Consider the following 24,056-nt stretch of genomic DNA (forward strand, 5'->3'; position numbering starts at 1 on the left):
ATCAAGGTGCGCCGTGCTGCTCGCTCTCACGTTTAGTGAAGTGCTGAGCGCCCTGCCCGAAGCCGCCGCGATACAAGCCATAAGGGAACTCAGGCACGAGGCGAACGCATTCACTGTCTCGTAGGTTGACCGCGTGCGTGGCGGCGCGTTACACAGTCATCGATGCACCGCTTCGACGAACCGTTCCACCTTTTTGATGCTCAGCTCCGACCTCCAATGAAACGAATGACCGGAACGCGTCGAGCTTCAGCCATACGCTATTTTCGGACGAGCGTCGCCTCTTGGCCGGTTTCCGACGGGCGCGACGGACGGTTTGCGACCCGTTGCCGTCCTTACAGAGCCGCCATCGAATGACCTCTCCGCAATGCGGACTAAACCGGTCGATGCGGGGGGAGGCAAACAGCGGCGACAATCAAGAAACCCAGACGCACGCTTGTTTAATTCGCTAATTTTGAGGACGCCATGCTGCAACAAATGCCCTAAAATGGGCCCTTCATATCGATACCCACGCGCTACTCGAACAAGGCGAGAAAGAGAAAAATATGTTCAGGATGATCGCAAAAAATCACGGTGGCGGCTGCGCGATGCTAGCCCGTCAAATCGACGACAAGACGATTGAACTGCTCGGCACTGCGTTTATTTGTCACGATAAGGGATATTTACTCACCGCCGCTCACACATTTTCATTGAAGGACAAGTTAGGCTTCGTTCCGCCCGCACCGGTCGATCAGTTCAATTCAAGCCAGTTGAATAACTTCTCGTTTTTACCGGTCAGCGTTGCTCAGTTTGACGCTGCGAACGATGTCGCTTTGCTCAAGATTGCCACCGCGGTAGCAGTGGCCGTGCCGCCCAACATTTTCGGCTCCGATGACCTAGCGCCCGTGGGGGCTAGCGTTTGCTACCTCGGGTTCCCTCACGCCCACAACGGTCAGCATGCGTTAAAGGTGTCAGGTACGATTCTGGGTTCGAAAGTGCTCGCCCCTAATGGCACTAAACAGCTCGTTCTTGATTCAATGGCAGAGGCGGGCAACAGCGGCGGCCCGCTGCTTGATCTCGCCAGTAACCGAATCATTGGCGTCATCAGTCGGCGCTTTAGTCCGGCGGGCAACGGCGCATCAATACGTATTGGCAATCACGCTTTGGGAACAGAAAGTATGATTTCGTACGCTACCGCCATCAGCCATGCGCTGGCGTTGCTCACTGCCGAGGGCCTCCATGTTTGACCTTCAGTACGACGCCAATGCGTTCCGGAAGACCATTGATGAATTAGTACCTAGGTATCAACAATCTGCCGTGCTCTCTCTGCTTGAGACTGCCGAAGCTGGCGATAAAGACTTTGACGCGATTGGTCTTGGCCTCACTGGCGAGAAAACTGACGCCGGTTTCGTTTTCCTTACAGGAACGAGGGCTCAGGAAAATGGCCAAACTATCTGGGGTGCAATCAAGGCAGAGTTATATGACTTCCTCTGCACAAAATCCAAGAAGTACGCCAACGAGCGAAAGGATGGAGCCACAACAATTAAGCATGCTGTGATAATCATCGCTACAGCAGTGTCAGCGCAATTTCACGTCACGGTCGGTGTAATCGCAGGCGCTGTAACGGTCGCACTGATGAGTGCATTGAAAATCACCAGAAATGCGTGGTGCGAGATCAATCAGCCGATCAAACAGTGAGTTCATAGTCTCGACATATCCGATTCTCATTTTCCGCCAGTGGAAAGCCAATCGAGACTCGAACCCGCACTAGCTTCGCTACTCGACAGCAATAGTCATCGGACAGCATGGCCAAATCCTCTCACGCCACCACTTCGTAGTGATTTTGACGCAGGCGGGATGCCGATGGTCCGGCTGAAGCAGTCGTTCGGATGGGCTGCGTGACCGTCCGCTCATGGCTGTGGATTCAACCGGTCGCTATTGGGAGGAGCGACGCCCTCTCAGGCCAAGTGATCACTGTAGTGGCAATAGCTGCCCTCGGCATACCACGCGCTCCGAGAGCAACGCCAAAGTGCCGAGATCTTATTTCGAGCTTTACGGACGGGCGGGCGCTTAGGTATCTGCGCCAAGCTATCTCCATCGGCTCCTCGCCACTCGGATGTCCCTCCCTTTCAATCAATGCTCTGAGGGCCTCATTGATCAATGCCGTCGTGCATTGAGGCACCTGCGAGCGCCTTAGCCTTCGCGAGTAGTTCGTCGTCAAGGGTGAGAGATGTGAGCATTCGACACCTCCAAGAACGTGGCACGAGTGACCGTTCGGGGGCTAGCACGGCCTCGTGGACTCGGGGGAGCAGCAGAACCGCTCAAAGAACCCTACGAACAACTCTACATTCATCCACACACGAAAATAAAAAAAGCTATAATCCACAAATAGTTACAATATTTTTAACCCTCCAAAGAACCCTACATTTATCCCTCCAGAAAACTGTACAAACCTGGGCGGATAGGTAAGCTCTTGCGGGGAAAACCAACGCAAAGAAAGGTCCCATGGTTACTGTCGTCTCGATCCAGCCCCTCTTCCCGGAAGACCGAGTGCTTGACGGTTCGCTCGAACTGGCGGCCTCTCTGTCCGAGAGAGCCCGCGAGTTACAGGCCGATGGGAAAGGCCCGGTCGCTGACGCCCTTGTTCCGCTCCTTCGGAACATGAACTCCTACTACACGAACAAGATCGAGGGACAACACACCACTCCGGCAAAGATTCAGCAGGCTCTTGAGCAGCACTACTCGTTGGACACAGAGGAGCACAAGAAGCAGTTGATGGCCACGGCGCACATTCACGCCGAGGAGCAGTTGGAAAAGCAATGGAAAGATGTATGCGCCAGCGAAATGTTCAACGCGGAGCGCGTGCGCACCATCCACCGGCTGTTCTTCGAAGCGCTGCCCGAAAATTTCCGACTTACGAACGAAGGCGACCTTATCCGACCTGGCGAATTCAGAGAGAAGGATGTCACCGTTGGCAAGCACATGGCGCCCCCCGTAGATCTCATACCCCAGCTAATGGAGGAATGGGAGAAGCGCTACTCCCGCATTAAGGCCTCTGAGTACCAACTGATAGCGACAGCTTGCTCACATCATCGCCTCGCGTGGATCCACCCGTTCATCGACGGCAATGGTCGCGTCTGCCGCTTGCATTCTCATTTGACGCTACACGCATCTGGATTGACCGACGGCCTTTGGTCTCCATTACGCGGATTCGCTCGTACCCACGACGAGTACTACGCTCGCCTCGCCGCAGCGGACATGTCTCGACGCAACGACCTGGACGGAAGAGGCAACCTGTCGCAAGAAGAGCTAGTCAAGTTCATCAATTACTTCCTCAACTGCTGTCTGGATCAGGTCAACTTCATGTTGAAAATGATGGAGTTCGGCGGATTCACGGCGCGGCTACGCGACCTGCTCTACTACCTCGACGCAAACCCTTGGCAGATAGGTTCCGACAAATCGGTTATCAGACCTGAGAAGTCGGCCCTAGCCCTCGAATTCATCGCTCGTACCCGACCGCTTTCGCGGGCGGAATTCGCACAGATTCTCGGAGAGAGCGATGCAACTGCGAGGCGCATTACCCGGAGCCTCTTGGATTTTGGGATTCTGCGTTCTGACTCACATCGGGATGATCTTGCCTTCGCTTTGCCGCTAAAGAGCTTGAGATTCTTGTTCCCGAAGCTTTGGCCCGAAGTGGATTCCGAGTAAACACCGCCGTCATTCGATAGATTCCGTTCCCGTGCGGGAACGAAATACCGAAATTGCACCGCTTTAACGGCTTTCGTTCCCGAGCGGATACGAAACAGTGCCTTTAGATGCGGTTGAAGCAATCGCCGCGTACACATGAGTGGAGGCTCCGTTTCGTGCAACACATTGTTCAGACCTCCCCCGTCAACCGAGAAGAGTCCCGATTAGGACATTGGAATGTTCCGAATCGAAAAGAGTCACCTAGAATGGGACTCGGAACGCGTGGTGCCGATGTTGTCGTGCCGCTAATCTTGTCCCCGTCGCGCCCCAAACGCGACCGGGTTTTGCGACCCGAATGATGATCTCTCGGGCACACAGCCGCGACGCTTGCGGCTTTTGTGTGCGAGTACCATTGCGTTTCCTGCCTCAATGGGCGGGCCTGGATTGGGACACCTTCGGGTGTGCCGCCAATCCGAGTCATCAGCGGTTCGCAAACCTAGTCCAGTGCCCGCCCACCCCTGCGCAATGCAGCGGGTGGCGGGGCCCGCAAGTTGACTAGAACGAGGCACTCGCATGACTTCCTATTTCCCCGCAGGTCCCTTAGTCCACGCTTCCGTGGATAGACTCAACACCCTCTCAGAACGCATCCTCGCCCTCGCGATGTGCTCGACCACAGACGCGGGCAAAGAAATCCCTCACAGATTTCTACTCGCGATCTTCGAAGAACTCGGCGAAATGGCCGGGGAACTTGTCAGCGAATGCCATAGGCTGAAAACCAGCCTTCCGGCGGCATAGCCTCAACCTCAGCGTCTAACTCTGCCTCCGGCATGGCCCCCCGCATGTTTCGGCTGTTCTCATAGCATCGCGCTGCGCACTACGCGGCTCGCTGCTTCAATCTCAAGCCACGCCATTCGCCATGCAAGCCACCATCTTCCCCATTGCCGCGCCAATCGGAATTCCCCCATATACGCTGATTTCGCGCGCTGCTTTAATACCCAGACATTCCCGCCGCGTATACATGCGCGGCCTACGTTTGTACTGTTGTATTCAGTGCATGGAAACACGGGCTCGCACTGGCCCATATTATTTCCGGCGGCAAATGCCGGATTTACATCGGCGCTCAGATGCGTACGCTGGGGCAGTTTTACGAGAGCTCGGCCAATCCCTAATGCGGGCAGTAACCTTCGTCGTGCTGCGGCCATCATCCAAAAAATTTCCTATCTCACCCGGCAGGTAACACAGTCGTAACCCAACCTCACCGTTGGTTCGTGCATTGACGTTTTTACTTCCGCTAACAGGTCGTCTTTCAGGACGTCTAGCGTCGGGAGTGTCAGCGCCGTACCCGGAGAGAGGGTTGCGTGTGCGTGCCTGCGGAGTCCGGGCGGTTATCGCGCTGCTCAGCGCGGCTCGCGTGACCGAGCAGCGGGTCTCACCTCGTGCGCTCGCCACAACCTCATACCTATGCATTCCGGCTTTCATGCCGAACCTTTCTGCGTTCGATGCAGCGATATCGCTTGTCTTGAACGTGAAGGGTTACGGAAAAAAGTTGGGAAGCGCTGCGAGCGCCCGCCGCCCGCAGGGGCGAGGACGGCGGGCGCGCGAAGCGCGCCCTTAGACTTGTATCAATAACACTTAACGTACAAGTCATCGGAATCGCCGGCCAGATCAGGCACGACAAGAACACTTACCCCCGAGCACTCGATGCAAGGGCACCCTGATCAGAGAGATAGAGGTTTGCGATGAATGACACCAACGTATTGGACTACTCCCCCTTCCGCCGTGAATGGATCGTCCGCCGACGCGTATTTGAGGACGGTCAAGTGGAAGCCTCTGCGATCCGTTTTGACCGGTACATGAAGGCTCAGGATCTTCATCTCATGCCCAGGGCAAAGCGTGGCGAGTCGAAGGACGAGGAGAAGAGCATGCTGAGTGCCGCGAAGCGCGCAAGGCAACAAGTTCGACTGCGCTGCAAAGCGATTGGCGCTGACCGCATGATCACGCTTACGTACCGGGAAAACGTGCTCGACAAAGAGAAAATCAAGCGCGATTTCGACTCGCTGCGACGCCTCTTAGGTCGAGTCCAGAACTTTCAATACGTCGCTGTCCCTGAGCGGCAGAAGCGAGGCGCGTGGCATCTGCACATCGCTGTGAAAGGGCGGCAGAACTATCGCGTCCTGCGGGCGCTGTGGCTCCGCGTTGTCGGCGAGGGCAACGGCAACATCGACGTACGCAACCCAAATCGCGAGGTTGGCCTTCGTCACAAGATCGCGTCCTACATCGGGAAATACATCGTCAAGAATTTCGATGAGCACAAGCGCAATGAAAAGCGGTACTGGGCAAGTCGGGGGATCAAGGTTCCGGAAGCGGAGACCGTTGTTCATTTTCTCCACGACGAGGCTGGCGATGCCATCGTGGCCGCGTACAACTCCGCCACCGACACCGGTGTATCGCTCGAAGGCCACCAGTATTACTGGAATGAGGACGCGGGATATTTCTGGCTGGCGACGCGAGAGCGACGCGACACCGACGGCAAAGCGTAAGGAGGTGCATCGATGAGAAATCTGACCTCGATGTTTCTTGAACCAGATGAACTAGTGACGCTGACCGGACGCACCCAGAACCGCGCTCAGACGCGTGCGTTGCGCATGCGACAAGTACTGCCAGTGAATCAGACGGTGACCGCCCCATGAACACAACATTTCTGCTTTTGGCTCAGTATGGTGCGACGGCTGTAGTTCCTATTGATGCAGTTTGCCGCGACTATTTCACCCACCTTACCCCCGAGAAGCTGCTCAGGAAAATTGGTTCCGGCGATGTTGCCCTTCCGCTGGTTCGAATGGAGGGATCACAGAAAACCGCCAAGGGAGTTCACGTTGAGGACCTCGCCGCTTACATTGATCGTCGGCGGTCTGCGGCGGTGAAAGAATGCGCACAACTGTGTGGCTGAGCTGAACGCGATGCCCCTTTCGTCCGGGGGGCATCGTTGCAAAGATATTGCGTCTAGGGATCCAATGCAGCTAGTGTCGCGCCCGAATTGCGCAAGCAAAGTGCTACATCCATGCTACACCGAACACCGCCCTGCCCCAAAACGCCCAAACGACGGGCGTTCTACGCCTTTAAGCCGTCCAATCCATCATCGGCGCGACGCTGACGCGGCGGGCAGGCAGGTTCATGCAAATTCCTCAGATACGGCAAACGACGCCCCGCCCCGGCAAGACGACGTCTCTTGAAACGCAAAACACGAAGTATACGTCATGCCCCCGTCAGACGCCGGGGCGAGCGCCCCACGGCGCTCCCTCGGGGGCCTCCCCCCCACACGTCGACGCCCCAGGAGTACACTTTCGCCTTCCCATAGCTCACACCAACGCCGCACAAGGAGACGCCAGCATGGCACCGAAGGACCTGTTACGGGCACTGATCGTCGTACTCGCCTGGGGCGTGAACTTCGTCGTCATCAAGGTCGGACTGCACGGCGTGCCACCCATGCTGCTGGGCGCACTCCGGTTTCTGCTCGCCGCTTTCCCAGCGATCTTTTTTGTCAAACGCCCGCAAGTGCCGTGGCGCTGGCTGATCGCTTACGGCGCGACGATCTCGTTCGGGCAATTCGCGCTCTTGTTTACCGCGATGTACGTCGGCATGCCCGCCGGCCTCGCGTCGCTCGTGCTTCAGGCCCAGGCGTTCTTCACACTGGGACTCGCGGTGCTGTGCCTGGGCGAACGCTTCCGTGCACAGAACGTCGCCGGCCTGCTGATCGCGGCGGCGGGTCTCGCTGTCATCGGCATGCAAGGCGACGGCGCCATGACGCTGCTCGGCTTCGCACTCACCCTCTGCGCCTCGCTTGCCTGGGCGACGGGAAACATCGTCACCAAGAAGATCGGCAACGTCGATCTCGTTGGCCTCGTCGTCTGGGCAAGCCTGATTCCGCCGATTCCGTTCGCGCTGCTGTCGTATTGGTTTGAGGGCCCGCGGCAAATCGCGAATTCGCTTACGCATCTCTCAGCGGCGTCGATCTTCGCCGTCGCATATTTGTCATTCGTCGCGACGCTTGTCGGCTATTCCCTGTGGGGCCGCCTCATGACGCGCTATCCGGCCAGTCAGGTCGCCCCTTTCTCGCTGCTCGTGCCGATCATCGGGCTTGCGTCGGCGGCACTGCTACTCGACGAGCAACTCGCCGCGCCACAGATCGCGGGCGCGGTACTCGTCATGTCGGGCCTTGTGGTGAACGTGTTCGGCGCGAAGCTCAAGCAGCGCCTGTTGCCGACTTCGCAATGACCCTTCTCCAGTGTTGCGCTGGCTCGACATGACGCGCGCACATCGCAGATGATGTGCAAGCAAACCCCGGCCAAAACGCAAAAAGCCTGATTTCGTGAAGAAATCAGGCTTTCGAATTTGGTTGCGGGGACAGGATTTGAACCTGTGACCTTCGGGTTATGAGCCCGACGAGCTGCCAGACTGCTCCACCCCGCGTCTGAAGAATTGAATTATATGACAACTGCCACCGCAGTGCAACATAACCCGTCGATTATTTTTTTACGCGATGCGCAACGGCCAACGCCAATCCACCTCGTCGGGCACCAACCGGGGATATCCCGGCCCACCGAGCGCGTCGCAGCACAGCGTGCGTTGCCGATGATACACTCGCAGCAACCATGAACCGACGTCCTCCCATCCAATTCTGTTCCGCCTGCGGCAACTCGGTCGAGTTGCGCGTTCCGCCCGGTGATAACCGCGAGCGGCACGTGTGCACGCATTGCGGCACCATTCACTACGAGAACCCGCGCAACGTGCTCGGCACGGTGCCCGTCTGGGGCGACCAGGTGCTGCTTTGCAAGCGTGCGATCGAACCGCGCCTCGGCTACTGGACACTGCCCGCCGGTTTCATGGAAATCGGCGAGACGACGGCGCAGGCCGCCGCACGCGAGACGCTGGAAGAAGCCGGCGCGAACGTCGATGTCGGCGCCCTGTTCTCGCTGCTCAACGTGCCGCATGTGAATCAAGTCCACATCTTCTATCTGGCGCAGATGCGCGAGCCGCAGTTTGCCGCCGGCGAAGAGAGCCTGGAAGTCGCCCTGTTCTCGGAACATGAGATTCCCTGGGATGACATCGCCTTCCCGACGGTGGCCAAGACGCTGCGCTTCTTTTTCGAAGACCGTCGCGCAGGCATCTTCGGCGTGCACCTCGAGGCCTCGCAAAACGGGGCGGTCGTCTCCGGCGTGCCGGTGCCGTCGCTGCCGGTCTATACGGCGCACACCGAGGACATCCTCACGCCGATGCTGCGTGTCTGAGCGCGACGCCATGGCGCATCGCACGACGTCGCCCGACGCGCCGGACCGCTAGCGTCGTCATGGTCGTCTGGCTCGAAGCAAACGATCCCTTTCCCCCGATCGACGAAGCGCTCGGCGCTTCGAGCGAGGCACCGGGCTTGTTGGCGGCCGGACTCGACCTCTCCGCGCACCGTCTGCTTGCCGCCTACCGGCAAGGCATTTTTCCGTGGTACTCGCAGGGCCAGCCCGTCCTCTGGTGGAGCCCGGACCCGCGCATGGTGCTGCGCCCGGAGAATTTCATCGTCAGCCACAACTTCCGCAAGTTGCTTCGCCGCGTGCTGCGCGACGACGCATGGGAGATCCGCCTCGACGCCGACTTCGGTGCCGTCATGCAAGCCTGCGCGCAAGCGCCGCGACGCGGCCAGGACGGCACCTGGATTACACCTGCGATCATCGCCGCCTACCGCGCGCTGCACGACGCCGGGCTGGCGCATAGCGTGGAAGCCTTCTATCAAGGCGAGCGCGTCGGCGGCCTTTACGGCGTGGCGCTCGGACGCATGTTCTTCGGCGAATCGATGTTCGCCCGCCGCACCGACGCGTCGAAAATCGCCCTTGCCGCACTCGTCGCGTTTGCACGCGCGCACGCAATAGAGGTGATAGACTGCCAGCAAAGCACCGCCCATCTGGCGTCGCTCGGCGGCGGCGAAATTCCCCGCCAGGCATTTCTGGCGCATGTGCAGAAGGCGGTCATCGCGCCCGCACCGGTCTGGCGCCTGGACAAGCAGATGCTGGGCGCACTGGCCTACGGTAACGCAGCAGACAAGGCTCACGAGGTTTCCCGGTGACCCATCCGAATGAACTGCCGCTCTCCCCGCTGTCCGCCCTTCAGTTCTACGCAACGGCGCCCTACCCCTGCAGCTACCTCGACAATCACACGGCACGCTCGCAGGTCGCCACGCCCAGCCACCTGATCAACTCGGACGTCTACAGCGAACTCGTACGCACCGGGTTTCGCCGTAGCGGCGTGTTCACGTACCGCCCATACTGCGACGGCTGCCGGGCCTGCGTGCCCGTGCGCGTGCCGATCGCGCGCTTCACCGCGAGCCGCACGCAACGACGCATCTGGCGACGTCACGCCGGCCTCGCCGTCAATGTCTCCGGATTGCATTACACGGAAGAACATTACCAGCTCTACATGCGCTATCAGTCGCAGCGCCACGCGGGCGGCGGCATGGATCACGACAGCCGCGAGCAGTACGAGCAATTCCTGCTGCAAAGCCGCGTGAACTCGCGCCTGGTGGAATTTCGCGAGCCGCCCGGCCACCAGGGCGCAGGCACGCTGCGCATGATCAGCATGGTCGACATCCTCAGCGACGGCCTGTCGTCGGTCTACACGTTCTTCGAGCCCGATGTCGAAGGCGCGTCGTACGGCACGTACAACATCCTTTGGCAGATCGAGCAGGCGCGGGCGCTCGGACTGCCACACGTCTATCTCGGTTACTGGATCCAAGCGAGCCGCAAGATGGTCTACAAGGCGAACTTCCGGCCGTTGCAGGGCTTGCTCGAGGGCCAGTGGCAAGACATGCCGGAAGCCATGCTCGACGCCGCAGGCGCGTAACCCCGGCACGGTCGTCGAGCGTGCCGTCGGCCGTGCAATGCGCCGCGCGGCCACACGTGCGCATCGCGCTCATTCCTGCGCCGGCACACAGCCAATCAGGAGTACGCAGAGCGTAGAAAAAGGCGCGCTCGACGACCGGGATACCGGTAAAATGGCGACTTCCCGATTCTGCCGAACCCGACATCGTGCTTGCGCCCCTCTATCCCCTGGCCCGTCGCGCCCTGTTCTGTCTTGATGCCGAACAAGCCCACCACTTGACGCTGGCCACGCTGCGCAGTGCTGCCTCGCTCGGCCTGGCCGGTCTCATCGGTCAGACGCTGCCGGAAGATCCGCGCACGGTCATGGGCATCCGCTTCCCGAATCCCGTAGGCCTCGCCGCCGGACTCGACAAGGACGGTAGCTGCATCGACGGCCTCGCCGCGCTCGGCTTCGGCTTCGTGGAAGTCGGCACGGTCACGCCACGCCCGCAGCCGGGCAATCCCAAGCCACGCATCTTCCGCCTGCCGCAGGCCGAAGCGATCATCAACCGCATGGGCTTCAACAACGGTGGGGTCGAGCAATTCCTTCAGAACGTGCAGTCGGCGCGCTACAAGGGACCGCTCGGCCTGAACATCGGCAAGAATGCCGACACGCCGATCGAGCGCGCGGTCGACGACTATCTCATCTGCCTCGAGAAGGTGTATCCGTACGCTACCTACGTGACGGTCAACATCTCGTCGCCCAACACGAAGAACCTGCGCCAGTTGCAAGGTGGCGATGAACTGGACGCCCTGCTCGGCAAGCTCAAGGACAAGCAACGCGCGCTGTCCGATCGCCACGGCAAATACGTGCCCATCGCGCTCAAGATTGCCCCGGATCTCGACGACGAACAGATCAAGGTCATCGCCGGCACGCTCACGCGTCACGGCTTCGACGGCGTGATCGCCACCAACACGACGCTCTCGCGCGAAGCGGTGGCGGGCCTGCCGTTCGCCAACGAAACGGGGGGGTTGTCGGGACGACCCGTGTTCGAAGCCTCGAATCGCGTGATTCGCGCACTGGCCGCCGAGCTGGGTGGTGCACTGCCGATCATCGGTGTGGGCGGCATCCTGTCGGGCGCCGACGCGCAGGCCAAGCTCGATGCCGGTGCCAGCCTGGTACAAATCTACAGCGGGCTGATTTACCGCGGACCCGAGCTGGTGCGAGAATGCGTGCAAGCGCTGCGTATGGCCTGACCGGCCGCCCGCCGCGACCTTTTCATTTGTCACAGGGAGACCTCATCATCATGAAAACCTGGCTCAAGTCGCTGTGCCTCGTACCGCTGGCTGCAGTCGCGCTGCTGGGCACCTCGCCCGCCCGCGCCGCCGATCTGCTCGACACCGTCAAGTCCGCAGGCGTGCTGAAGATCGGGATCGAAGGGACCTACCCGCCGTTCAACTATCGCGCGGCCGACGGCCAGCTCGAAGGCTTCGATGTCGATGTCGCCAAGGCCGTTGCTGAACGTCTCGGCGTGAAGCCAGTGTTCGTGACGACGGAATGGAGCGGTATCATCGGCGGTCTCGTGGCCGGTAAATTCGATGTCATCGTCAATCAGGTTGCCATCACCGACGAGCGCAAGCGCTCGCTCGACTTCAGCCAGCCGTACACCTTCTCCGCCGCGCAACTGATTCAGCGCAAGGATGACAAACGCGAATTCAATTCGCTCGAAGCCCTCAAGGGCCACAAGCTCGGCGTCAGTCTCGGCAGCAACTACGACAAGCTTGCGAAGGCCGTGCCGGGCATCGACGTGCGCACGTATCCGGGCGCGCCGGAGTATCTGCGCGATCTCGCCGCCGGTCGCATCGACGCGGCCCTCAACGATCGCCTGATGCTCGCGTATCTGATCAAGACGTCGAACCTGCCGCTGCGTACGGGCGCCGTGCTGCACGGCGCCAGCGAGTCAGTGGGCATCCCGTTCCGCAAGGGCAACCCCAAGTTCGCGAAGGCCATCGACGACGCCCTCACGGGCATGAAGCAGGACGGCTCGCTCGGTAAGCTCGCGATGAAGTGGTTCGGTGAGGACACGTCCAAGCCGGCGAAGTAACCGGCAAGCCGAGCGGCGACACACTTCGGTCGCATCACGGCCGGCACCACGCAAACCACGCGGGTGCCGGCCGTCGTCATTCCGGCCCACGATACACCACCCCCAATCCCCTCATGAATCCATTCGAACTCGCCGCCCAATCCATGCCTGTGCTGTTGCAGGGCACCGTGCTTACGATCAAGTTCGCCTTGATGTCGATGGTGTTCGGCCTGGCAATCGGTGTCGTCGTGGCGATCATGGGTATCGGCAAGGTCCGCGTGCTGCGCGGCATCGCCCGCACCTACGTCAGCATCATGCGCGGCACCCCGCTGCTGGTGCAGATCTTCGTGGTCTACTACGGTCTGCCGAGCGTCGGCATCGCGCTCGATCCGACACCTGCCGGCGTGCTCACGCTCAGCCTGAACGTCGGCGCCTATCTGTCGGAGAGCATGCGCGGCGCGCTCGAGGGCATGCCACGCGGGCAATGGCTCGCGGCGTACAGCCTCGGCCTGTCCTATTGGCAGACGCTGCGCTACGTCATCGCCCCACAAGCCCTGCGAATCGCCGTACCGAGTCTGGGCAACAGCCTCATCAGCCTGATCAAGGACACGTCACTGGTTTCGGTCATTACCGTGACCGAGTTGCTGCGTTCCGCCCAGGAAGTCATTGCGTCGACCTATCAGCCACTACCGCTCTATCTCGCCTGTGCCGCTATCTACTGGGTACTGTCGACCGGGTTGTCGGCGGTGCAGCGACGCATCGAAAAGCGTCTGGCATTGCCCGCCAGAACCTGACGCGCACGCAGACAAGACAGCCGGCGCCCCGGATGCCATTCCCTGACATTCGGGGCGCGGCCAACGGCGTGAACGCCGGCACGTCGACGCCACCGGCCGTTCCACGTCCCTGAACGCTTATCCGCTTATCGCGGCGCGCGACGCTCGCGATACATTGTGCGGAACGTCTTGCCGCTCGGCGCCGGCATCTCCCGCGTGTCGCTCCACCCTGCGGCGAACGGCAGTTTCGAGAGACTGCCACGCTCACGTCCCATCCAACGGAGTACGCGCGCGCCAATGCCGGCCAGCGTGGCGTAAAGCCGCGGACGACGCGCCGCAAACGCCCATGCGGCGAGTGCCGTGCGCTCTTGCCACGGCCGTAAACCGCGATCCACCTGGCGCTCGCGCAACTTGCGAAGCAAATCGGAAATCGGAATGCCCACCGGGCAGACGCGATTGCACTCCCCACACAATGTGGCTGCCTGGGGCAGATCGAGCGTCTTCTCGAGGCCGACATAGCTCGGCGTGAGCACCGAGCCCATCGGTCCCGGATACACCCAGCCGTAGGCGTGGCCGCCGATCTTCTGATACACCGGGCAATGATTCATGCACGCGCCGCAACGGATGCAACGCAGCATGTCCTGGAATGCACCGCCGATCAGTCCCGAGCGGCCGCCGTCGACGAGCACGAAGTACATATGGTCGGGGCCATCGAGCTCGCCCTCGGCACGCGTGCCGGTCAGCAGCGAGAAGTAGTTCGACGTTCCCTGCCCGGTCGCCGAGCGCGGCAACAGGCGCATGGCCGTCGCCAGATCCTCGAGCGTGGGCAGCACCTTCTCGATACCGGTCACCGCCACATGCACGCGCGGCATGATCGTGCACATGCCCTCGTTGCCCTCGTTAGTCACCACGGCCACGGAACCGGTTTCGGCCACCAGGAAATTCCCGCCAGTCACGCCCATGTCCGCCGACAGGAACTGCGGCCGCAGCATCTCGCGCGCCTCGCGCGTCATCGCCGGAATCTCGGTCAGACGCGGCTTGTGGTGAACGCGCGCGAACAGGTCGGCAATCTCGTCCTTGTCCTTGTGCACAACCGGCGCAATGATGTGCGACGGCGGTTCGTTGTCGTTGATCTGCAGGATATACTCGCCCAGGTCGGTCTCGACCGACTGCACGCCCATATCGGCGAGCACCTTGTTGAGCTGCAGCTCCTCGGTGACCATCGATTTCGACTTGATCACCTTCTTGACGTCATGCTTGCGGGCGATCTCCGCAATCAGGCGCGCGGCGTCCTGCGTCGATTCCGCGAACAGCACCGTGGCGCCACGGCGCGTGGCCTCGCGCTCGAAAATCTCCAGCCAGACATCGAGCGTCTCCAGCCCGCGGTTACGACGCGCCTTGAGGGCCTCGCGCGTGGCCTCGAAGTCGATCTCCTCGATCGCGGCGGCACGCGCCGTCACGAACTTGGTCGAGAGCTTCCTGAGGTTGGCTTGCAGACGCTGGTCCGCGAGCTTTTGCCCGGCACGCGCCTTGAACTGCATCGATTGAACTTGCATCGCGACTCACTGGAGGTGATGGCGGCCGGCACGCGTCATCGCGCACACGAGCGTAAGGGTCGGGCGGGCGCTGACGAGCTCATACATCGCCGGCGAGCACCTGGGCAATGTGCAGCACGCGCGTCTTCGTGTCGCCGGTGCGGCGCAGACGCCCCTCGATATTGAGCATGCATCCGAGGTCGCCCAGCACGACCGCCGGCGCACCGCTCGCGGCGATATTGGCGCACTTCTCGTCAACGATGGCCGTCGAGATGTTGCCGTACTTGAGCGCAAAGGTGCCCCCGAAGCCGCAACAAGCCTGACAGTCCTTCATTTCGGTCATCTTGACGCCCGGCATTTTCGCGAGCAACGCACGCGGCTGCGTCTTGACGCCCAGCTCACGCAGGCCCGAGCACGCATCGTGATAGGTCACTTCGCCGTTGTAATCGCCGGGGACGGTATCGACGTGCAGCACATTGACCAGGAAATCGGTCAACTCGAATACGCGCGGACGCAGACGCTCGTAGCGGCCCATGAGTTCGGGGTCGTCGGCGAAGAGGTCGCCGTAGTGCGCCTTGACCATCCCACCGCACGATCCGGACGGCACGACGACATAGTCGAACGATTCGAACTCCTCGAGGAATTTCTGGGCGAGATCACGGGCGATGGCCCGTTCGCCGGAGTTGTAGCCGGGTTGACCACAGCAGGTCTGGGCATCGGGAATCACGACCTCGCAGCCCGCCGTCTCCAGCAGCTTGAGCGTCGAGAAGCCGATCTCCGGACGCATCAGGTCGATCAGGCACGTGACAAAGAGTCCGACGCGCATTGGGGGAATCCTCTTTCCGGGAATAATGCGCCATTATAAGTCGCTGGGCCGGTCCGGCCCAGCGTGGATTCCCGCATATCGCGCAGACGCTTACGCCATCCGGGGCATGGCGTGGCCCAGCGCGCTCAACGAGTTCGTGCGCACCAACTCCCGACGCTCGGCGGCTGGCGCTGCCACCAAAGGATACGGGGCCATGGCCAGGCGCGCCGCCATCGACTCCTGCGCTCGCGACAACCGCTGCAAATCGCTTCTGAAACCGTCAAGTCTGGCGTCGACACTGTTGAATCTGGTATCGACGCTGTCGAATCTGGTATCGACGCTGTCGAATCTGGCGTCGACGCTGTCGAATCTGGCGTCGACGCTGTCAAATCTGGCGCCTACGCTGTCGAATCTGGCGCCTACGCTGTCGAATCTGGTGTCGACGCTGTCGAATCCGGTATCGACATTTTTGAATCTATCGTCGACGCTCGCGAACCCAGCATTGACTTCCGTCGTCAGGGTATCGAATCGATTGGCGAGGGTGTCAACCCGACCGGTGAGCGTGTCGACCCGATCGATGAGGCTACCGAATTGATCGGTGAAGCCGTCGAACCGATCGGCGAGGTTGTCCACTTGACCAGTGAGCGTATTCACTTGATCGGTGAGCGTATCCGCTCGGTCATCCAGTCGATTCGCCACCGTTTCCATTTGATTCGAAAGGGAGCCTACCCGACTATCGAGCGAGTCCACCCGCCCCCCCACCTGGCCGAGGTCACTTTTGATGCCCTTCAGCAGATTCCACACCATATCTTCTCGTTCGAGCGCGGCACGCCGATCCGCCACGTCCAAATACGTTCTCATCATAGTCCCCTCCGTTTCAATGAATTGCTTGGTACTTGCCAACAGACTTTCAACAGACTTCCATCCTCGCTCACGATCGAACCCACGAATACTTCCGAGGCTGACCGCGCGAATCACTAGCGTCATCACCGTCGCCACGATACCGAGAATGCCCCCCGACACAAACAGTCCCGCCACCGCCACGGCCGCCGCCACGGAGTAAAGGGAAGTCGTAATGACAAGGCGCTTGCCGAAGTGCTTCTGTTCCGGCCAGACCTCCTTGGACGCCAGTGCGATCGACTCGCGCACACCTGCCAGGCATCGCTCGATCTCGGCGACGCCATCGGCACGCTCGACCGACAGGCGCTGGCTCGCCGTCCTTTGGGCATCGGGGTCGTCAAAGGTCGCCTCGCCGAGCGCCACTGAGCACTGCGCCATAGCCAGACATTTCGCCAGGATTTCCTGCTCCTTGCGCAGCGCTTGCGTCAGATGTCCCAGAATCGCCGAAAAGCGTCTGGCGGACGGGGTGAGGCTGCCGACATCGTGATCGTTCAACTGCTCGCCAACCCGCCAGTACGGCCCCGGTCGACTCGTGTTGCCGGCATATCGATAGACCCCGTCCCAGAGGCCTCCTCCCCAGTACCCTGACGTCGCCTTCCTGTAGGTCGAAAAGAACGCGTTCTCCAAGCGGTGAAGCGCATCGCAGTCCAATCCCAATTGCCCCTTCGCGTTGGCGATCTGCTGAAACTGACTGACGATTTCCGCATGTTTGTCGGCAATCGATTTTCCGTGAGTGACTGCCTCCCGGCTACGTGCACACCTCGGCGGCGGCCAACTCGCTGCCACCGGCGAAAACCCATACCTGTACATTCCCCGCGCCTCCTTGAGCGTGTGCCGGTCTCGTCTTCCGATCCAGCCGAACACCGAAATGAATGACAAGGCCATGGTAGTCGTCCGGGCGAGCGACCACTTTCGGTTTCTACCAGCCGTTACTGCGGCAGCGACGCTCTCCCGTGGCACGCCCACCTTTCGCAGAATTCCTCTACGCGAAGGGTGCGAGTTTTTCACAATATGATATAGAATCGACCCTATACGAAACTCGGCCCTCCCCCATGAAAGACGAAGGTAGTCAAAGCACGGAGTCGCGCACGTCCATTCAGGTCATCGAGCGCATGATGCGTCTGCTCGATGCACTTGCCGCTCATGCCGATCCGGTTAGCCTCAAGGAATTGGCGCAGTCCACTGAACTCCATCCGTCCACCGCGCACCGCATCCTGAACGACATGGTGGCCTGCCGCTTTGTCGATCGTTGCGACCCGGGCACGTATCGCCTGGGCATGCGCCTGCTCGAACTTGGCAACCTGGTCAAGGCGCGGCTGTCGGTACGCGATGCGGCCCTCACGCCGATGCGCGGCCTGCACCGCATGACCGGGCAGACGGTCAACCTGTCGGTGCGCCAAGGCGATGAAATCGTCTATATCGAGCGCGCCTACAGCGAACGCTCGGGCATGCAGGTGGTGCGCGCCATCGGCGGTCACGCCCCCTTGCATCTGACGTCGGTCGGCAAGCTCTTCCTCGCGGCGGACGAAGCCTCGCGCGTGCGCGCCTACGCCACGCGAACGGGCCTGTCGGGGCACACACGCAACAGCATCACCGATCTGCAAAAACTCGAGCGCGAACTGGGCCATGTGCGCAAGTCCGGCTACGCACGCGACAACGAGGAACTCGAGCTTGGCGTTCGCTGCATTGCGGCGGGGATCTACGACGACAGCGGCAAGCTTGTCGCCGGGCTCTCGCTGTCCGCGCCGGCCGACCGTCTGCAGGACGCGTGGCTCGCGAATCTGAACGAGACGGCGCTACAGATTTCCGCTTCGCTGGGCTTTCACGCGCCGAATCCCCAAGTAGGCGGCAACGTGTCGCAAGTGGCGACGGCCGAATAAACCCGAATCCGCGCCGCGCGTCGGCCACACGGATGTCATGCCGGTGGTGGGCATGCCGTGCGTGAGACGCACTGGCGGCGCGTTGGCGTGAAATGCCGACGCGCTCCAGACGTCAGGCCGGGCAAATCCGGTGGCAGAATGCAAAAGGCACTCCCGAGGGAGCGCCTTTTGTTTGGCAGCTTGCGCGATCCGCGCCGCGCCACTCAACGCAACACGGCTTACAGCGCGTGTTCGTTGTTCGTCGCGACTTGCGCCGTCGGCGCCGTGCCTGCCGTGCGTTGCGGCGTCGCGCCGCCCCCTTCGAGCAGCCACTTGCGAACACGCGTGGCGTCGGCGAAGCGGGAGTACCTGCCGGTCGAATCGAGCAGAATCATGATCACCGGACGGCCATCGACGTTCGCTTGCATCACGAGGCACTGCCCCGCTTCATTGATGTAGCCGGTCTTCTGCAAACCGATTTCCCAGCCCGGGTGACCGATCAGGTGATTCGTGCTGACGTAGTGCAGCTCACGACGACCGGTATTGACGTCGTAATTGCTGTCCGTGGAGAAGCGGCGAATCAACGGGTACTGATACGCAGCCTTGACCATCTTCACCAGATCACGAGCGCTCGACACGTTCTGGCTCGAGAGTCCCGTCGGATCGTTGAAGTGCGTGTCGTTCATGCCGAGCTGCTTCGCCTTGCGGTTCATCGCCGCAAGGAATGCCGGACGGCCGCCCGGGAAGTAACGCGAGAGCGCAGCGGCCGCTCGGTTTTCCGACGACATCAGCGCAATGTGCAGCATGTCTTCACGCGACAGGCGCGACCCCACCGACAGACGCGACCCAGTGCCCTTCTCATAGTCGCGATCATCGTCCGTCACTTCCATGACGTCCGTCATCGGAATGCCCGCGTCAAGCGACACCATCGCGGTCATCAGCTTCGAGATCGATGCGATCGGCAGCACGGCTTGCGAGTTCTTGTCGAACAGCGATTCGCCGGTGCGCTCGTCAACGACATAGGCGACTGAGGAACGCAGCGCCAGCGCATCAGGCGATTCGTGCAGACCGAACGCGCGACCGGCGGACAGACGCCCCTGGGCCTGCGGCGTAAAGTTGACAGTGCGATACGACGTCACGACGCGGCGTTTGCCGTGCTTGTAGACGACATGTTTGACGGCGACACGCTTGGTGGCCGACTCGACTTCGACGGCAGCCAGTTTGCGCGCTTTGGCGCCAGCCTTCGCGTGCGATGCCGTCTTGGCAACGGCACGTTTGCCACCGGATGGGGAAGCGGCGACGGATTTCGTCGACTTGGTATTGGCACACGCGCGCTTCTGGGCGGCCGTCTTGGCTGCCTTGGACGAGCAGACGCTCGTCTTGCCGGCAGCCTGGACAACGGCCGGGGCACCGGCGGCGAGCGAGATCGCCACGACGGCAGCACCCCAGAGGCGGGAGCGGCACAGACGCGCAAGGGTGGTGATCGCGTACATAAATTGGGGGTAGCGTAAGGTTGACAGGCAACGAGTTTGGAAGAAGTTTAGTAACTTCCCAAAAAATAAGCAATATGAATGACTTAGCTGAAATACTTAAACTGGCATCTGGTAGTTTTGTGCAGCGCAGCGCACCAAATTACACATTCGCCACAAATCGCCAATAAACGCCAATATCCGCACGCAGTTCAGCTTCGGAAATGCGCCCACTCATCCAGCGGTGCACGTTCCGTGACAAGCTGGTTTTCGATGGCCTTCGGATCCGCATAACCCAATGCCATGCCGCACACCACCATTCGGGTTTCCGGCAACCGCAGTTCTGCCGCAATCACCTGGTGGAACGTGGCGAACGCGGCCTGCGGGCAGGTATCGAGCCCACGTGCGCGCGCTGCGACCATCACGCTCTGCAGGAACATGCCGTAGTCCAGCCAGCTCCCCTGCTCCAGATGCCGATCGATCGTGAAGATCAAGCCGACCGGTGCATCGAAGAAGCAGAAGTTACGCGCGTGCTGCCCCTGCATACGGTCTTTGTCGGCACGCCCGATGCCAAGCAGTCCATACAAATCCCACCCCACCTTGCGACGCCGTGCCTGGTAGGGCTCCGTCCACTCGCGCGGGTAGTACGCGTACTCCTCCTGGTGCATCAAGCGCTGCGCTGGATCGTTGAACGCCTCCAGCAGGCGCGACGTCAACGCGGTCAATGCCTGCCCGGTCAACACATAGGTCTGCCAAGGCTGAATGTTGCTGCCCGACGGCGCACGCGAAGCCACGGTGAGAATGTCCGCCACCATCCGCTGTGGCACCGGTGTAGGCAGGTATGCCCGAATCGATCGTCGGCTGCGAATGGCCTCGTCGACATGGGCCACGCGCTGCTCGGCATCGTCACCGGTCATCGGGCGATGTGTCCCTTCCCCACTCGCGGGCTGCGAGTGCAAGTCGGCGGCCTCGGCGGCATTTTGCGGCAAGGGCTGTGCGGCATCCTTATGCGGGTGTTGGTATAGCGGTTTCATTAGTCTGGCTCACGGCAAACGATGAGAGAAATGCGTCGCCCGGTTCATGGTGCGAGCGCTGCCGGAATGGCCCGCCGCTCGATGACGAGCGCAACGCCCAGCGCCGCCACAACCATACCGGCGGCACTCAGCGGCGAAAGCGTCTCGCCGAACAGCAGCCAGGCCATGACCGCCGTCGTCGGAGGCGTCAGGTACATGAGGCTGGACACCTTGGTCGCAGCCCCCTGCCGGATCAACACGAACAGCAAGGAAATGGCGCCGATCGACAGCGCGAACACCGACCACACGAGCGCGCCGATCATTTGCGCGTTCCAGCGCACCTGCATCGTCTCGAGGAGCCAGGCGGCGGGCAGCGTCACCGCAAAGGCGGCACCGAACTGCACGAGCGTACCGACACGCAAATCGAAATGCGCGCAAAATCGCTTCTGGTAGAGCGTGCCCGCCGTGATCGCAAGCAGGCTCAACACGCACAGGATCACCGGGCCCGCGCCGACGCCGCGAACACCGATCTTGTTGGCCACCACCAGCCCAACGCCCACGAATCCGCAAAGCAGACCCAGCCATTGCCGGCGCGAAACCGGCTCCCCCACCACGCGGGCAAAGAGCGCCGTCAACAAAGGCTGGATGCCAACGACCAGCGCCGCCAGCCCAGCGGGCGCGCCATGCTTGATCGCGGCCCACACGCCGCCGAGATACACCGCCTGGATCAGCGTGCCGGACACGGCAAGATGCGCAATGAGCGTCCAGTCGATGCGCCCGACGGCGCCAGCCGGTCCCGCTTGCCCAGCCAGCCCAACCCCTGCGCGCTGCCGCGGCCAGGGCGTGCGCGTCAGCCAGGCGATGGGCAACATGACCAGGAGCGTGCCGCCGAAGCGCAGTGCGAGAAAGGTCAGCGGCTCGGCATTCGGCATGCCGTATTTGGCGACGATAAAGCCGGTGCTCCAGATCAGCACGAACCACCACGGCATGGCAGCACGCCAGATCGCCGCGCGTCCGGCACCGGCCGTCGCGCGGCCATGGGCCGCATTCGCCGGACGATGTGACACAGTGCGGTGCTCGCTCATACGAGGACACCGTCCGCCGGCGCGCGGTACCCACGGCGAACCGCCCGCTGGAACTGACTGGCGAGACGGATCGTCGCAAAATGCGCGGCGACGGTCTGCCCGATGTCGCGACCATAGCCGCCCGCCATCGCGATGGCCACCGGCAGTCCGCGCTCGGCGCAAGCCGTCAGCACACGGCGGTCGCGGGCGAGCAAACCGTCATGTGTCAATGCCAGCCGACCAAGCCGGTCGTTCGCCAGCGGATCGGCGCCAGCGAGATAGATGACGAGCGTGGGCGCGAATTGCGCGAAGAGATCGGTCAGCGCGTGACCGAGCGCGACCAGGTAGTCGTCGTCGCCGCAGCCATCGGGCAATGCCACGTCGAGATCGCCGCGCACCTTGTGAAACGGGTAATTGTGCTCACCATGCAGCGACAGCGTGAAGACGCTCGGGTCGTGCTCGAAAATGGCCGCCGTGCCGTTGCCCTGATGCACATCGAGATCGATGATCGCGACGCGCGTGCCCGGGCCGAGTTCGGCCTGCATCGTGCGGGCCGCGACCGCCGCGTCGTTGAACACACAGAAGCCTTCGCCGCGGTCGGCATGAGCGTGATGCGTGCCGCCCGCGAGGTTCGCAGCCACGCCGTCGGTGAGCGCCGCCCGGCAGGCGGACACCGTCGCCCCTGCGGACCGGCGCGAGCGCTCGACCATCTGCGGCGACCACGGGAATCCGATCGTGCGCTGCGCGTTCGGATCCAGTTGACCGGTACTTACGCGTGCCACGTACTCACGCGAATGGACGCGACCGAGCATCACGTCGTCTACGGACATTGCTTCGGCCAGCTCGACGTGCGGCAACTCACCAGCCACACGCTCACGCAGACGGGCATACTTTTCCATGGGGAACCGATGCCCGGGTGGCAACGGCAGGACGAAATGGTCGCTGAAAAACGCTTGCATCGACGCGAATGGCCGGCAGTGGCGGCACCCAAAAGGCGTTGAACGACATCGGCGCGGGCGCACGGACCGCGCGCGACGCGCCCCGAAAGGTCGCGCGTCACTGAACGCGCAGACGTCCCCCAGTGCCGGAACCCAACGATAGTAACATTCGCGCGCCTGGTGCGCCGGGTGCCAAAACGGTGCAGAGCCGCACTGCGGAAGCCTTTCCGGGCATCGCCGACGATCCGCCGCAACGCGGTGTCACACGTTCTTCACGGGATTCCAACCGATTGATTTGTAAGCTTTTGTTGAATTGGTGCAATGCACAAAAAAGACTTGACAGTGGCAAAAATATCTCTACACTTGCAATTGTGCGATGCACAAAAGAAATCGCACCAATTTGAGAGGCCCCAACCGTGTTTTCACCGAGATAAGGTGAGAACTCATCAGCGAACACGGAGTGGGTCGATACGTTGTATATGACACCATCTTAGGAGAACGCCATGTCGTTTCTGACCCCCGAGCAATTCGCTGCCGCCCACAAAGCCAATCTCGAAACCCTTTTTGGCCTGACCAACAAGGCGTTCGAAGGCATGGAAAAGCTGGTTGAGCTTAACCTGCAAGCTGTCAAGGCATCGCTGGCCGAGTCCGCCTCGACCGCGCAGAAGGCCTTCGCCGTGAAAGACGCGCAAGAGCTGCTCGCACTGCAAGCCAACCTCGTCCAGCCCGCCGCCGAAAAGGCGATCGCGTATGGCCGTCACCTGTACGAAATCGCTTCGTCGACGCAAGCCGAAGTGACCAAGGTGGCCGAAGCCCAACTGGCGGAAAGCTCGCAGAACGTGCAAGTGCTGTTCGACAATCTGGCCAAGAACGCCCCGGCCGGTTCGGAGTCGGCCGTTGCCCTGGCCAAGTCGGCCCTGTCGGCGGCAAACAGCGCGTTCGACAGCGTGCAGAAGGCCACCAAGCAAGCCGTTGAAATCGCCGAGACGAACTTCGCCGCCGCGACCAACGTCGCGACGAAGGCTGCCGCCCAGGCGTCGCGTGCTACCGCCAGCGCCAAGAAGTAATCGCTAGCGTCTCGCGACGCTACCGTACGAACCCGGCCTCGCGCCGG

Annotated in this window: 21 protein-coding genes and 1 tRNA gene; 14 read left to right on the top strand and 8 right to left on the bottom strand. The window is 61.4% G+C overall.

The genetic code is table 11. The features are described 5' to 3' along the window. Positions 1–542 precede the first annotated feature (542 nt). The 6 genes from PTE31013_RS07775 (at position 543) to PTE31013_RS07800 (ending at position 7,935) form a co-directional block, all read left to right on the top strand. Positions 543–1,223: a S1 family peptidase gene (locus PTE31013_RS07775; RefSeq protein ID WP_150612262.1), complete on the top strand. Its 681-nt coding sequence runs from the start codon at positions 543–545 to the stop codon at positions 1,221–1,223. Continuing rightward, entirely contained in the window at positions 1,216–1,674 is a 459-nt protein-coding gene (locus tag PTE31013_RS07780) for a hypothetical protein (protein ID WP_150612263.1), read from the top strand. The genes PTE31013_RS07775 and PTE31013_RS07780 overlap by 8 nt, the downstream gene beginning before the upstream one ends. 807 nt (positions 1,675–2,481) lie before the next feature. Continuing rightward, entirely contained in the window at positions 2,482–3,684 is a 1,203-nt protein-coding gene (locus PTE31013_RS07785) for a Fic family protein (RefSeq protein WP_150612264.1), read from the top strand. 1,718 nt (positions 3,685–5,402) lie between these two features. Beyond that, a complete protein-coding gene (locus PTE31013_RS07790; RefSeq protein ID WP_150612265.1) occupies positions 5,403–6,203 on the top strand; it encodes a rolling circle replication-associated protein in 801 nt (266 codons plus the stop codon). A gap of 146 nt (positions 6,204–6,349) precedes the next feature. After that, positions 6,350–6,610 carry a pyocin activator PrtN family protein gene (locus PTE31013_RS07795; RefSeq protein WP_150612266.1) on the top strand — a complete coding sequence of 87 codons (261 nt, stop codon included), beginning with the start codon at positions 6,350–6,352 and terminating at the stop codon, positions 6,608–6,610. A 440-nt stretch (positions 6,611–7,050) separates the two neighbouring features. Further along, a complete protein-coding gene (locus tag PTE31013_RS07800; RefSeq protein ID WP_150612267.1) occupies positions 7,051–7,935 on the top strand; it encodes an EamA family transporter in 885 nt (294 codons plus the stop codon). Positions 7,936–8,053: 118 nt separating this feature from the next. Here the strand turns inward: PTE31013_RS07800 and PTE31013_RS07805 are convergent. Continuing rightward, positions 8,054–8,130: transfer RNA gene (locus PTE31013_RS07805), tRNA-Met, on the bottom strand. A 200-nt stretch (positions 8,131–8,330) separates the two neighbouring features. Here PTE31013_RS07805 and PTE31013_RS07810 point away from each other — a divergent pair. From PTE31013_RS07810 to PTE31013_RS07835, 6 genes are all read left to right on the top strand, one after another. Further along, a complete protein-coding gene (locus tag PTE31013_RS07810) occupies positions 8,331–8,948 on the top strand; it encodes an NUDIX hydrolase (RefSeq protein WP_246174246.1) in 618 nt (205 codons plus the stop codon). A gap of 59 nt (positions 8,949–9,007) precedes the next feature. Then, positions 9,008–9,772, top strand: a complete 765-nt coding sequence (gene aat / locus PTE31013_RS07815) for a leucyl/phenylalanyl-tRNA--protein transferase (protein ID WP_150612269.1) — start codon at positions 9,008–9,010, stop codon at positions 9,770–9,772. Next, the gene (locus tag PTE31013_RS07820; protein WP_150612270.1) at positions 9,769–10,545 is read left to right on the top strand and encodes an arginyltransferase; all 777 of its coding nucleotides are present in this window, start codon (positions 9,769–9,771) and stop codon (positions 10,543–10,545) included. Before aat ends, PTE31013_RS07820 begins: the two co-directional genes overlap by 4 nt. A gap of 185 nt (positions 10,546–10,730) precedes the next feature. After that, positions 10,731–11,759, top strand: coding sequence for a quinone-dependent dihydroorotate dehydrogenase (locus PTE31013_RS07825; protein ID WP_150612271.1), 1,029 nt, complete (start codon positions 10,731–10,733; stop codon positions 11,757–11,759). 50 nt (positions 11,760–11,809) lie between these two features. Beyond that, entirely contained in the window at positions 11,810–12,607 is a 798-nt protein-coding gene (locus PTE31013_RS07830) for a transporter substrate-binding domain-containing protein (RefSeq protein WP_150612272.1), read from the top strand. 113 nt (positions 12,608–12,720) lie between these two features. Further along, positions 12,721–13,380, top strand: a complete 660-nt coding sequence (locus PTE31013_RS07835; RefSeq protein ID WP_150612273.1) for an amino acid ABC transporter permease — start codon at positions 12,721–12,723, stop codon at positions 13,378–13,380. A 125-nt stretch (positions 13,381–13,505) separates the two neighbouring features. On the opposite strand, the gene PTE31013_RS07840 is transcribed toward PTE31013_RS07835, so the two are convergent. The 3 genes from PTE31013_RS07840 to PTE31013_RS07850 form a co-directional block, all read right to left on the bottom strand. Continuing rightward, positions 13,506–14,915 carry a lactate utilization protein B gene (locus PTE31013_RS07840; protein ID WP_150612274.1) on the bottom strand — a complete coding sequence of 470 codons (1,410 nt, stop codon included), beginning with the start codon at positions 14,913–14,915 and terminating at the stop codon, positions 13,506–13,508. A gap of 79 nt (positions 14,916–14,994) precedes the next feature. Further along, on the bottom strand, positions 14,995–15,720 hold the full coding sequence (locus PTE31013_RS07845; protein WP_150612275.1) for a (Fe-S)-binding protein: 726 nt from the start codon (positions 15,718–15,720) through the stop codon (positions 14,995–14,997). 90 nt (positions 15,721–15,810) lie between these two features. Continuing rightward, positions 15,811–17,484, bottom strand: a complete 1,674-nt coding sequence (locus PTE31013_RS07850; RefSeq protein ID WP_150612276.1) for a hypothetical protein — start codon at positions 17,482–17,484, stop codon at positions 15,811–15,813. A gap of 167 nt (positions 17,485–17,651) precedes the next feature. Between PTE31013_RS07850 and PTE31013_RS07855 the strand changes: the two genes are divergently transcribed. Continuing rightward, positions 17,652–18,479, top strand: a complete 828-nt coding sequence (locus PTE31013_RS07855; protein ID WP_150612277.1) for an IclR family transcriptional regulator — start codon at positions 17,652–17,654, stop codon at positions 18,477–18,479. A 218-nt stretch (positions 18,480–18,697) separates the two neighbouring features. Here PTE31013_RS07855 and pbpG read toward each other — a convergent pair whose 3' ends face one another. From pbpG to PTE31013_RS07875, 4 genes are all read right to left on the bottom strand, one after another. Next, positions 18,698–19,951 carry a D-alanyl-D-alanine endopeptidase gene (pbpG, locus tag PTE31013_RS07860; protein WP_150612278.1) on the bottom strand — a complete coding sequence of 418 codons (1,254 nt, stop codon included), beginning with the start codon at positions 19,949–19,951 and terminating at the stop codon, positions 18,698–18,700. Positions 19,952–20,139: 188 nt separating this feature from the next. After that, entirely contained in the window at positions 20,140–20,844 is a 705-nt protein-coding gene (locus PTE31013_RS07865; protein ID WP_150612662.1) for a nitroreductase, read from the bottom strand. A gap of 161 nt (positions 20,845–21,005) precedes the next feature. Beyond that, positions 21,006–22,025 (bottom strand): DMT family transporter, encoded by a 1,020-nt coding sequence (locus PTE31013_RS07870; protein WP_425495547.1) that lies wholly within the window; start codon positions 22,023–22,025, stop codon positions 21,006–21,008. Continuing rightward, positions 22,022–22,963 (bottom strand): histone deacetylase family protein, encoded by a 942-nt coding sequence (locus PTE31013_RS07875; protein ID WP_150612279.1) that lies wholly within the window; start codon positions 22,961–22,963, stop codon positions 22,022–22,024. Before PTE31013_RS07875 ends, PTE31013_RS07870 begins: the two co-directional genes overlap by 4 nt. Before the next feature lie 482 nt (positions 22,964–23,445). Here PTE31013_RS07875 and PTE31013_RS07880 point away from each other — a divergent pair, with 482 nt between their 5' ends. Continuing rightward, complete coding sequence (locus PTE31013_RS07880; RefSeq protein WP_150612280.1) at positions 23,446–24,009, top strand: phasin family protein; 564 nt, start codon at positions 23,446–23,448, stop codon at positions 24,007–24,009. The last annotated feature ends 47 nt before the right edge of the window (positions 24,010–24,056 follow it).

It is taken from the genome of Pandoraea terrigena (assembly GCF_902459705.1).
Lineage (GTDB): Bacteria > Pseudomonadota > Gammaproteobacteria > Burkholderiales > Burkholderiaceae > Pandoraea > Pandoraea terrigena.